At 72.7% G+C, this 10,859-nt stretch carries 9 protein-coding genes and 1 pseudogene; 6 read left to right on the forward strand and 4 right to left on the reverse strand.

The features are described from left to right. The first annotated feature begins 209 nt into the window (after positions 1-209). The 3 genes from ACWEBX_RS20440 (at position 210) to ACWEBX_RS20450 (ending at position 3,368) form a co-directional block, all read left to right on the forward strand. A complete protein-coding gene (locus ACWEBX_RS20440) occupies positions 210-1,007 on the forward strand; it encodes a hypothetical protein (protein ID WP_451886240.1) in 798 nt (265 codons plus the stop codon). 613 nt (positions 1,008-1,620) lie between these two features. Next, positions 1,621-2,283, forward strand: coding sequence for an RNA polymerase sigma factor (locus ACWEBX_RS20445; protein ID WP_382793301.1), 663 nt, complete (start codon positions 1,621-1,623; stop codon positions 2,281-2,283). Continuing rightward, the gene (locus tag ACWEBX_RS20450; RefSeq protein ID WP_451886241.1) at positions 2,283-3,368 is read left to right on the forward strand and encodes a hypothetical protein; all 1,086 of its coding nucleotides are present in this window, start codon (positions 2,283-2,285) and stop codon (positions 3,366-3,368) included. Before ACWEBX_RS20445 ends, ACWEBX_RS20450 begins: the two co-directional genes overlap by 1 nt. A 239-nt stretch (positions 3,369-3,607) precedes the next feature. Here the strand turns inward: ACWEBX_RS20450 and ACWEBX_RS20455 are convergent, their stop codons facing one another. Next, entirely contained in the window at positions 3,608-4,489 is an 882-nt protein-coding gene (locus ACWEBX_RS20455) for a L,D-transpeptidase family protein (RefSeq protein ID WP_451886242.1), read from the reverse strand. 187 nt (positions 4,490-4,676) lie between these two features. Here ACWEBX_RS20455 and ACWEBX_RS20460 point away from each other — a divergent pair, with 187 nt between their 5' ends. Together ACWEBX_RS20460 and leuE are read left to right on the forward strand one after the other, a co-directional pair. Beyond that, on the forward strand, positions 4,677-6,257 hold the full coding sequence (locus tag ACWEBX_RS20460; RefSeq protein WP_451886243.1) for an acyl-CoA mutase large subunit family protein: 1,581 nt from the start codon (positions 4,677-4,679) through the stop codon (positions 6,255-6,257). 131 nt (positions 6,258-6,388) lie between these two features. Then, positions 6,389-7,039, forward strand: a complete 651-nt coding sequence (gene leuE, locus ACWEBX_RS20465; RefSeq protein ID WP_451886244.1) for a leucine efflux protein LeuE — start codon at positions 6,389-6,391, stop codon at positions 7,037-7,039. 3 nt (positions 7,040-7,042) lie between these two features. On the opposite strand, the gene ACWEBX_RS20470 is transcribed toward leuE, so the two are convergent. Next, positions 7,043-8,512: an FAD-dependent monooxygenase gene (locus ACWEBX_RS20470; protein WP_451886253.1), complete on the reverse strand. Its 1,470-nt coding sequence runs from the start codon at positions 8,510-8,512 to the stop codon at positions 7,043-7,045. Positions 8,513-8,586: 74 nt separating this feature from the next. Between ACWEBX_RS20470 and ACWEBX_RS20475 the strand changes: the two genes are divergently transcribed. Then, the gene (locus ACWEBX_RS20475) at positions 8,587-9,246 is read left to right on the forward strand and encodes a TetR/AcrR family transcriptional regulator C-terminal domain-containing protein (protein WP_451886245.1); all 660 of its coding nucleotides are present in this window, start codon (positions 8,587-8,589) and stop codon (positions 9,244-9,246) included. Positions 9,247-9,288: 42 nt separating this feature from the next. Here the strand turns inward: ACWEBX_RS20475 and ACWEBX_RS20480 are convergent, their stop codons facing one another. Both ACWEBX_RS20480 and ACWEBX_RS20485 read right to left on the reverse strand, forming a co-directional pair. Then, positions 9,289-10,452 carry an acyltransferase family protein gene (locus tag ACWEBX_RS20480; protein ID WP_451886246.1) on the reverse strand — a complete coding sequence of 388 codons (1,164 nt, stop codon included), beginning with the start codon at positions 10,450-10,452 and terminating at the stop codon, positions 9,289-9,291. Between the two features lie 320 nt (positions 10,453-10,772). Then, positions 10,773-10,859 (reverse strand): annotated as a pseudogene (locus ACWEBX_RS20485) (sugar phosphate nucleotidyltransferase); the annotation flags it as partial.

Raw genomic sequence — 10,859 nt, forward strand, 5'->3', positions numbered from 1 at the left:
GCCGGACGGCGGCGGGGCGCCGGCCGGGGCCCGGGCGGCCCATGGCCGGGTGTCGTCCCGCGGGTGCGGGACGTCGTGTGGCGCGAGCGCGTTGTACGTCGTGGAGCGCGGAGCTGAGTCCTGGTACGGCGAGGAGTTGCGGGGCGGAGCGGCAGACGGAGATGGAACCGGACGTGGAACCGCACAGGGAACCGGGTGCGCGACCCGGCATGCGTGAACGGCACGTCGGCGACGGCGCGGCCCCCGGTCCCGGCCTCGCTCGCGCGGCGGACCCCGGAGGCACGGGCCTCGCTCCCGCGGCGGATCCCGCGGGCGTGGAGACTCCCGTGGAGGGGCTTCTCGCCGCGGCGATGCGCGGCCGGGGCGACGACCGGGCGGCGGAGACGCGGGCCGTGGCCGCCTTCCGGTCCGCGCGGGACGGCGGCGCGCACTCCGCGCCCACCCGGCGGAGGGACGACTGGCGCCCCAAGGAGCGGAAGGGGCCGAGCCGTTCGCTGCGGGCCGCGTTCGCCGTCCTGCTGGCCGGCCTGACCCTGGGCGGCGTCGCCGTCGCGGCCATCGGACCGGTCACGCACGAGGACGCCGGGCGCCGGGGCGGAGCCACGGCCCGTGCGTCCGACAGCGTTCCGGGCCGGTTCCCCGAGGCCGCCGCCCCGGTCGGTCCCGGTGCTCCCCGCGCCGTGACCCCTAGCGGCCTCGTGAGCCGCCCGCCGCGCGCCCAGGACACCGAGGCCCACTGCCGTGCGTACGCGTCGGTGAAGGGCCGGGGCGACGCCCTGGACTCGCGCGCCTGGCAGCGGCTCGTCACGGCCGCCGGCGGTGAGGACAAGGTCGAGGCGTTCTGCGCCGGGCAACTGGCCGCGCACACCGGGACGAAGGGCGCGAAGGGTACGGGGCGCGAGGAGAGCGCGGGAGACGCGCTGAAGTCCGGGACGGCGGACGGGACGCCGGCTCAGGAGACCCCGGCCGCGACACCGAAGCCGGCGAAGTCCAGGAGCGAGCGGTAGCCGGGTGACGGCCGCGACAGGCGGGCCGGGACCGGGCCACGAGGGCGGCCGGTGTCTGTGCCGCGAGGGCGGCGGATGTCTCTGTCGTGATGGCGGCAGCTGTCCCGCACCGCGGGGTGCCGCTGCTCGGCTGTCGACGGGTATCCCTGACGCGGCGCCAGGCGTCCGTCTCCGCAAGGCCGTCGGCCCGATTCCTCGCCGATGGCAACGGCCGGGGCCGCCACCCCCCACAGGAGAGGCCCCGACCGTCGCGCGGCACGGGCCGCGCGGCGACCCGTACTCTCTACAGCGCCGGGACTGCGTTTTGTGTCACACCTCGCTCCGTCACCGCGTAGTTGCACGTTGTACGAACATGGACGGGGAGCTGTTTCAGGCCGTAACGTGCCTTTCGCGCCGGTGCGGAAAGAGGACGACCGCAACCACGAGGAACCCGGGACCACGACTGCGCGGACCCGGGGACCGCGACCACGTGGGGCCTGGGGCCGGAACCGTGTGGGGCGGCAGACCACGACCACGCGGACCTGAGACCACAACCGTCCATCGAGGAACGCACGACGGCGAGAACCCGGTCCGCGAGAGCGGAGCCGGTCGAGGCGCAAAGAGGGGCGCGGGGGTGCTGGGGGACGACGCGGAGCTGACCGCCGCGGTACTTGCCGCACAGGACGGGGACGAGGCCGCGTTCCGGACGGTGTACCGAGCTGTGCACCCACGCCTGCTCGGATACGTCCGGACACTGGTGGGCGAGCCGGACGCCGAGGACGTCACGTCCGAGGCCTGGCTCCAGATCGCCCGTGACCTGGAACGCTTCAGCGGCGACGCGGACCGTTTCCGCGGCTGGGCGGCGAGGATCGCCCGCAACCGCGCCCTGGACCACATACGGATGCGCGGGCGCCGTCCCGCGATAGGCGGCGACGAGACCGAGCTGACCGGCAAGGCCGCCGAGTCCGACACCGCGACCGAGGCGATGGAGGCACTGTCCACCGGCAGCACCCTCTCGCTCATCGCCCAGCTCCCGCAGGACCAGGCCGAGGCCGTCGTGCTGCGGGTCGTGGTCGGTCTCGACGCCAAGACGGCCGCCGAGACCCTCGGCAAGCGCCCCGGAGCCGTCCGGACCGCCGCGCACCGGGGTCTGAAACGGCTCGCGGAACTGCTCGGCACCGATCCGGAATCCGTCGGCGCGCTCGACGCCGTTCCCCCGCAACGAGGTTCCCGTACCCGTGCGGTGACGTCCGCCGGTGTGACGCATACGCGTTCGCGGGCGCAGAAGGACATGTGATGGCCGACGAGCAGTACAGGTGGCTGGACCGGGACGCCGCGGAGCGTCTGCTGAACGGGCAGCCGCTGGAAGCCGTCGACCCCGGCACGCGTGACCAGGTGGACCGCCTCGCCGCGGCGCTCGGCGCACTGACCACGGAACCCGAGCCGACCAGCGACGAACTCCCGGGCGAGGCAGCCGCGTTGGCCGCGTTCCGCAAGGCGCGCGAGAGCGGAGAGGTGGTCGCCGCGCAGCCCGGCCGGCACGGTCGCGCGCGGTCCGGCGCGGACGCCGCGGACGCCGGTCTCGTACGGATCGGACGCCCCGCCGCGCACGGACGCCGGACCCGCTGGGGACGGCCCACCCGCTTCGGGCTCGCCGCGGTGCTGGCCGTCGGGATGGTCGGCGGCGTCGCCGTCGCGGCCGGAACCGGAGTCCTGCCGACCCCGTTCACCCGCGAACACCCGGGCCCGGCCGCGACGGCCACGGCCGCTCGGACCCCGGACCGTCCGCTCGTCTCGACCTCGCCCAACCCCTCGCCCGGGGTCTCCGGCGGGAACGGCGCCGTGGTGCCGGTGCCTGACGGCCCGTCGGGCGAACCGTCCGGCGGCACCTCCACGTCCGCGGGCACCGGCCACCCGAGCGGTCCGCCGAGTCCCGACACCGGCGGGACCGCCGACCGCAGCCGCGAGTGGTGGGCCAGGACGCGTGCGTACTGCCGTGACCTCCTCGACGGCAAGGACCTCGACGGGGACCGCAGGCGCGCCCTGGAGCACATGGCGGGCGGCGGTGCCCGGGTGCGGCTGTACTGCTCGGGCGTCCTCGGCCGCGGCCTGGGCGCCGGCGACGGTTCGGGCGACGGCGGCGGGCAGGGTACGGACCAGGGCGGCCAGGGGGACTCGGGGGACTCGGGCGGTGGTGACGGTGACGGCGACGGTCACCACAGAGGACCGGGCGGCAACGACCACCGGGACAACGGTGTCAGCGCCCCGTCCGCACTGCGTCCGCGAACGACCCCGCTCCTGCCGGTCGCGCCGACGTGGTCCCCGCCGTCGGGCCCGACGCCGAGGACGATGCCGCACCGGTCGGCCGGCACGTTCCTCTGAAGCGCCGCGATACCCCTCTGACCAGCACTTTCGTAAGTCGTTGAAATTTCTATCGGCTGGGTGTGACGTTTTCGGCCGCCGCGACGCAGTACGTGATGAGCCGACTGGTCATCGGCCGTAGCACGGAGCCGGGGTTCCCCCCGTACCCACGGCTTCGTGCAACTGGCGCGGGTGGGACACGTTCCCCCGGTCCCGCCCGCGCCCCACTCTCTTCCCCCCGCCTTTCGCGCGGAGGCCCCTCACCAGGAGACGACGACCTTGTCGCCCGTGCGGACCTGCGCGAACAGTGCCGCGACCTTGCTCTCGTCCCGGACGTTGACGCAGCCGTGCGAGGCGCCGTAGTAGCCGCGGGCCGCGAAGTCCGAGGAATAGTGCACCGCTTGGCCGCCGCTGAAGAACATCGCGTACGGCATCGACGTGTGGTAGATCGTCGACACGTGGTGGCGCGACTTGAAGTACACCGTGAACACCCCTTCGCGGGTGGGCGTGTACTGCGAGCCGAACCGGACGTCCATCTCCGAGACGGTCCTGCCGTCGATCATCCAGCGCAGGGTGCGGCTCGCCTTGCTGACGCACAGCACGCGGCCCTTCATGCAGCGCGGGTCGGGCTTCGCGGCCGGCTGCCCGCCGTAGGGGTACAGCTCCCAGCCGGCCGGTTCGTGCGTCATCCTCCGCAGCCGCTGCCAGGTCACGGTGTCCAGCTCACCGGTGCGCGGAAGTCCCCGCTTGCCCTGGAACCCCTTCACCGCCGCGACCGTCCGGGCGTCGTACGTCCCCGTCGGCGGGGTGATCAGCCAGGCGACCTGGTGCAGCCGGGCCTGCGCCCTGCGGATGGCGTCACCCCGGTCGCCCCGGGACCAGAGGACCTTGGCGGGCTCGGCGGTGGGCCGCTCGTCGTCCTTCCCCCCGTCCGCGGAGCCGGATGTGCCGTCCTCCCCCTTCGACGGGGAGGCGGGCTTGCCGTCGTCCTTCTTCGTCGCGCCGGGGGCCGGGGCGAGCGAACCGTCGATCCGTACCGGCCCCTTCTTCCCCTCCGTGTCCACGGCGTGCGCCGTGCAGCCGCTCACCACGGCGAGCACCGCGAGCGCGGCCAGCGACCTCTTCAAGCCAGTCGTACGCATCCGGACCCCTGTTCCACCCGTCCTGTCGTGCACATCAGGCCCCCGTCCCGCCGTCATGTCACCTGAGATGCTCCCCGCGGGTGACCGGTTGCGAACGGGGCGGCATGGTGGAAGAGAACCATGGAACGAGCCGCCGCACGGCGGAACGGAGTCCCTGTCGTCGGGCCGCTTCACGGGAGGCACAGCAATGACGCGCGAATCCGAGTCCGGACTGCCCATCGAACCGGTCTACGGCCCCGAGGCCCTGGACGGCTGGGACCCGGCCGAGAAACTCGGCGCGCCGGGCGCGTACCCCTTCACCCGCGGCGTGTACCCCTCGATGTACACGGGCCGCCCGTGGACCATGCGCCAGTACGCGGGGTTCGGCACGGCCGTGGAGTCCAACGCCCGCTACCGGCAGCTCATCGCCCACGGCACGACGGGCCTGTCGGTCGCCTTCGACCTGCCCACCCAGATGGGCCACGACTCCGACGCCCCGCTCGCGCACGGCGAGGTGGGCAAGGTCGGTGTGGCCATCGACTCGGTCGACGACATGCGCGTCCTGTTCGACGGGATCCCGCTCGACCAGGTCTCCACCTCGATGACGATCAACGCGCCCGCCGCGCTGCTGCTGCTGATGTACCAGCTCGTCGGCGAGGAACAGGGCGTACCCGCCGACCGGTTGACGGGCACCGTCCAGAACGACGTCCTCAAGGAGTACATCGCCCGCGGCACGTACATCTTCCCGCCCAAGCCGTCGCTGCGGCTGATCGCGGACATCTTCAGGTACTGCGGGGCCGAGATCCCGAAGTGGAACACGATCTCGATCTCCGGCTACCACATGGCCGAGGCGGGCGCCTCGCCCGCGCAGGAGATCGCGTTCACCCTCGCCGACGGCATCGAGTACGTCCGCACCGCCGTCGCCGCCGGCATGGACGTCGACGACTTCGCCCCCCGCCTCTCCTTCTTCTTCGTCGCGCGTACGACGATCCTGGAGGAGGTCGCCAAGTTCCGTGCGGCCAGGCGCATCTGGGCCCGGGTGATGCGGGACGAGTTCGGCGCGAAGAACCCCAAGTCGCTGATGCTGCGCTTCCACACCCAGACGGCGGGCGTCCAGCTCACCGCGCAGCAGCCCGAGGTGAACCTCGTCCGGGTCGCGGTCCAGGGCCTCGCCGCGGTCCTCGGCGGCACCCAGTCGCTGCACACCAACTCCTTCGACGAGGCCATCGCGCTGCCCACCGACAAATCCGCGCGCCTCGCCCTGCGCACCCAGCAGGTCCTCGCCTACGAGACGGACGTGACGGCGACGGTCGACCCCTTCGCCGGCTCGTACGTCGTCGAGAGGCTGACCGACGACGTCGAGGCCGCGGCCGTCGCCCTCATGACGCGGGTCGAGGACCTCGGCGGCGCCGTCGGGGCCATCGAGCACGGTTTCCAGAAGGGCGAGATCGAACGCTCCGCCTACCGGGTCGCCCAGGAGACCGACTCCGGCGAGCGCGTGGTGGTCGGCGTCAACCGCTTCCGGATCGACGCGGAGGAGCCGTACGAGCCGCTGCGCGTCGACCCGGCCATCGAGGCCCAGCAGGCCGAACGCCTGGCCCGGCTCCGCGCCGAGCGCGACCAGGGCGCCGTCGACGCCGCCCTCGTCGCCCTGAAGAAGGCCGCCGAGGGCACCGACAACGTCCTCTACCCGATGAAGGAGGCCCTGCGCGCCCGCGCGACGGTCGGCGAGGTCTGCAACGCGCTGCGCGAGATCTGGGGGACCTACGTGCCCTCGGACGCCTTCTGACCCGGACCGTCGCCCCGGGACGAGCCGCCGGGGACGTCGGCCGCTCGCCCCCGGGCGTCCTTCCCGGGGGTGAGCGACCCGTGATGAGACCGCCGGACGCGATGGCGCGGCCGCGTGCGACACTCCGTCCCATGCTTGGTGTCATCGATCTCCCCACCTATCTCGCGGGCCTCGTCCTGATCGTCCTGCTGCCGGGACCGAACTCGCTCTACGTGCTGTCCGTCGCCGCCCGCCGGGGCGTCCGTACGGGGTACACCGCCGCCGCGGGCGTGTGGTGCGGGGACACCGTGCTGATGACCCTGTCGGCGGCCGGTGTGGCCTCGCTGCTCCAGGCGAACGTCGTGCTGTTCAGCATCGTGAAGTACGCCGGTGCGGGATATCTGACCTGGCTGGCGATCGGGATGCTGCGCGCCGCGCGGGCCATGTGGCGGGCCCGCCGGGAGGCGGTCGCCGAGAGCGCGGAGCCCGAGGAGGCGGCCGGGGAGCGGCCGTTCCGGCGGGCGCTGGTGATCAGCCTGTTCAACCCGAAGGCGATCCTGTTCTTCGTCGCCTTCTTCGTGCAGTTCGTCGACCCCGGATACGCCTACCCGGCCCTGTCGTTCGTCGTGCTCGGGGCCTTCGCCCAGCTCGCGAGCGTGCTGTATCTGACCGCGCTGATCTTCAGCGGTACGCGTCTCGCGGCGGCCTTCCGCCGGCGCAAGCGCCTCTCCGCTGGGGCCACGACCGCCGCGGGCGCCCTCTTCCTCGGCTTCGCGGTCAAGCTCACCCTCGCCGGCGCGTAGCACTCAGCCGGCGCTGAGGCCCACCAGGGCCGCGTACTCCCGCAGGCCCTGTGTGCCGGGGCCCGCCCAGCCCACGTAGCCGTCGGGGCGGACGAGGAAGACCCCGGTCCCGTAGCGCTCGTACGACCCGATCCGCGCGGTGCGGACGCCGGGGAGCTCCGCCGGTTCCATGACCGGGCCGACGGTGAGCAGTGTCCAGTGCGCTCCCCGGAACGCGTCGAAGAGGCGTACGCCGTCCACGGTTCCGTCGGGGGCGCGGTCGCCCGCGCGCAGCGCCTCGTCCGGCAGGTCCGTGCGGGTCTCCACCGCGAGGGAGGAGCCGCGGTAGCCGAGGCCGAGCTGACGGGTCTCCTTGCCGCGGCGGGCCTCGCCGCGGTGGATCCGGGTGGACAGACCGAGCATGTGTGCGGCGACGGGGCGGCGTTCCTCCTCGTAGGTGCCGAGCAGCGACGCGGGAGCCTCGCCGCGCAGGACCGCGCCGAGCTTCCAGCCCAGGTTGTAGGCGTCCTGGACGCTGGTGTTGAGCCCCTGGCCACCGGCCGGTGAGTGGATGTGCGCCGCGTCCCCGGCGAGGAAGACCCGGCCCGCGCGGAAGCGGTCGGCCAGCGCCGCGCGCGGCCGGAACTCCGAGACCCAGGTCATCCCGGTCACCGCGTCGGCGGCCAGGTGCGAACGGGCGGCGAACACCTTGCGTACGCCGTCGGGGGAGCTGTCGACCGTGGCTGTGGCCGGGAACCCGGCGACGATCTGGAAGGAGTCCGTGCCCGCGAGCGGGCAGACCGCCATGAAGCCGTCGGTGTCGTCGCTCGGCGGGAAGATGTGCCAGTGGTCGCGGTCCAGGCCGCTGATCCGGGCGTCCGCCACCAGGATCGGGTCCGGGTCGACGACACCCGAACCGTCCGCCCCGGCACCGGTCATGCCGATGCCCACGGCCCGGCGCACGGCCGACCGGCCACCGTCGGCGGCCACCAGGTACCGCGCGCGGACGGTCCCCGCCCCCTCGCCCGAGGTGAAGCGCACGGTCACACCGTCCTCGTCCTGGTGGAGCGCGGTCACCTCCCGGCCGAAGTGGACCCGGCCGCCGAGCTCGGTCAGCCGCGCGTGCAGGATCTCCTGCGTGCGCCACTGGGGGACCATCCACGGCGCGGTGAACGGGGAGCCCGCCTCGCCGTCCTCGGCCGGGTCGAACATCGGGTGCTCGCCCGCCGGGTTCCCGTCCTGCCAGATCAGCCCGACCGGGTAGTCGCCGCCCGCCGCGCGGATCGCGTCGAGGACGCCGAGGTCCTCGAACACCTCCATCGTGCGCGGCTGGATCCCCTTGCCGCGCGATCCCGGCGCGAGGCCCTCGCCCCGCTCGACGACGAGCGCGTCCACACCCTGCCGTGCGAGATCGATGCCGAGGGCGAGGCCGGTCGGGCCGGCTCCGACGACGAGTACGTCCACGTCCACGTTCATGTGGGGATTCAATGTCATGCCCATGCCTCTTTCCTTAACGTTGTTAAGTTCGATGGGACGAGCATGTCCTTAACGGCGTTAAACTGTCAAGCGTGGTTACCCAGAGACCCCAGCGATCCCCCAGGCTGGACAAGAAGCAGGTCGTCGAGACCGCTCTGCGGCTGCTCAACGAGACGGGCCTCGACGGCCTGACCCTGCGGGCCATCGCCAAGGAGCTGAACGTCCAGGCGCCGGCGCTCTACTGGCATTTCAAGAACAAGCAGGAACTGCTCGACGAGATGGCCACGGAGATGTACCGCCGGATGGTCGACACCCCCGGCGCGGCCGGGGGCGACGGCTGGCGGGAGCGGCTGCTCGCCGCCAACCGCGGACTGCGCGCCGCCCTGCTGAGCTATCGCGACGGCGCCAAGGTCTTCAGCGGTTCACGCTTCACGGGAACCCTGCACGCGGTCGAGATGGAGCGGACCCTGACGCTCTTCACCGAGGCGGGATTCACGCTCACGCAGGCGGTCCGCGCGATCTCCACCACGTACCTGTACACGCTCGGCTTCGTCACCGAGGAACAGGGCGTCCAGCCGCTGCCGGGCGAGCGCCGCGAGGGGTACGACACGGACGAACGCGCCCGCCGCATGGCCGACTTCCCGCTGTCGGCGGCGGCGGGCGCGGAGATCTTCGAGGCCTACGAGCGGCACTTCGAGGAAGGGCTCGGCCTGATCGTCGCGGGCATCGAGGCGCGCTACGGCATCGGCTGAGCGCGCGCCCTTCGCCGGTCCGGGGCGGGATTCCCCGGCCGGCTACGGGCGCGGCTTCGACAGGGCCGTGCGCAGCTTCGGGGTGAGCCGGTTCTCCACGAACCGGTTGAGCAGCCAGGCGAGCAGCAGCATCGTGGCGACCGTGGCGAGGAACGTGCCGTACGACGGGATGTGCAGGGTCCGGTGGTAGGCCTTGATGAAGACCCAGCCCAGGTGCTCGTGGACCAGGTAGAACGGGTACGTCAGGGCGCCCGCGACCGTCAGCCAGCGCCAGTTCGCCCAGCGCAGCCAGCCCAGCGCGATCGCGGCGACGGCGACGTAGCCGAAGGTGACGACGAGGATGATGGCGTAGGACGAGCGGTTGGAGAAGAACTCCGGGTTCGGGGCGTGCCACAGGCGCTGGACCGCGTAGTGCTGGCCGATCAGCCAGCTCACGCCGACGATGCCCCAGGCGTACGCGTCACGGCGGTTGCGGTGGACGAGGTAGAGGCCGACGCCGCCGATGAAGTACGGGGCGTACTCCGGCATCAGGACCGTGTTGAGCAGGGGCTCGTTCACGCCCTGCGCGATGGCCGCGGCCAGGGTCCAGGCGGCGCAGAACAGGATCACGCGCTGCCGGTTCGCCCCCGGCAGCACGATGCACAGCGCGAAGAGGGCGTAGAAGCGGACCTCCGCCCACAGGGTCCAGCACACGCCGAGCACCCGGTCGACGCCCAGCGGCTGCTGGAGCATGGTGAGGTTGACCAGCGCGTCGCTCGGGGAGACCGTCTTGTACGCGACGACGGGCAGGGCGAACACGGCCGTCACGATGATGATCGCGGCCCAGTACGCGGGCAGCAGCCGCGAGGCGCGGGAGGCGAAGAAGGAGCGCAGCGGCCGGCCCCAGCCGCTCATGCAGATGACGAAGCCGCTGATCACGAAGAAGACCTGCACGCCCAGGCAGCCGTAGGCGAACAGATGGTGCAGGGTGGGGAACTGGTGCTGGGGCGAGGTGCCCCAGGCCTGGACGACCTCGCCGTCCCGGCCGCCGTAGTGGTAACCCGCCACCATCAGGGCCGCGACGAGCCGCAGCCCGTCGAGGGCGCGCAGCCGGTTCTCCCGGGGCGCCGCGGGTTTGGGTGCGGCGGACGTCTCGGCAGGTGGCAGGACGGTACGGACCACGGTGCCGGTCGACGTCCCGCGGGCCTCCTCGGGCGTGTCGATCACAAGGTTCCCCTCAATGGGACTCAGCTGGCCCACAGCACGTTAGTCCGATAGTCGGGGATGCTTACGGCCTGGCAAGGCCGGTTCGTCGTCTCGCCCACGGGAGTTCATCTGTGTGATGCCCTCACGTTGAGAACTCTTCCGAATCGTGACAAATCGACAGCGGGCTTGCCGGGGCCGGGGAATGCCATCGAACGGGTGTTGTGGCGGCCGGGAGGCGCGGGGGCGCTCGGGGACGGTCCGGGGGAGTGCGGAGAGGCGCACAGGGCTCGTACGGGGGCGTGCGACGTACACAGGGAGCTCGCGGCACAAAGGGGCGGGGCCTCGGGGCTCTGCGGCTTCTCCAGGAAGGCGGTGACGCGCCCGGTGGCGTCGGTGGGGACCAGGCCGAAGGCGCGCGGGTCCTCCAC

The sequence above is a fragment of the Streptomyces sp. NPDC005070 genome, assembly GCF_053600395.1.

What these genes read in the sequence shown, in the direction of transcription:
- ACWEBX_RS20440 (WP_451886240.1), top strand. Translation starts at nt 210, where the DNA reads ATGCGTGAACGGCACGTCGGCGACGGCGCGGCCCCCGGTCCCGGCCTC.
- ACWEBX_RS20450 (WP_451886241.1), top strand. Translation starts at nt 2,283, where the DNA reads ATGGCCGACGAGCAGTACAGGTGGCTGGACCGGGACGCCGCGGAGCGT.
- ACWEBX_RS20455 (WP_451886242.1), bottom strand. Translation starts at nt 4,489, where the DNA reads ATGCGTACGACTGGCTTGAAGAGGTCGCTGGCCGCGCTCGCGGTGCTC.
- ACWEBX_RS20460 (WP_451886243.1), top strand. Translation starts at nt 4,677, where the DNA reads ATGACGCGCGAATCCGAGTCCGGACTGCCCATCGAACCGGTCTACGGC.
- leuE (WP_451886244.1), top strand. Translation starts at nt 6,389, where the DNA reads ATGCTTGGTGTCATCGATCTCCCCACCTATCTCGCGGGCCTCGTCCTG.
- ACWEBX_RS20470 (WP_451886253.1), bottom strand. Translation starts at nt 8,512, where the DNA reads ATGACATTGAATCCCCACATGAACGTGGACGTGGACGTACTCGTCGTC.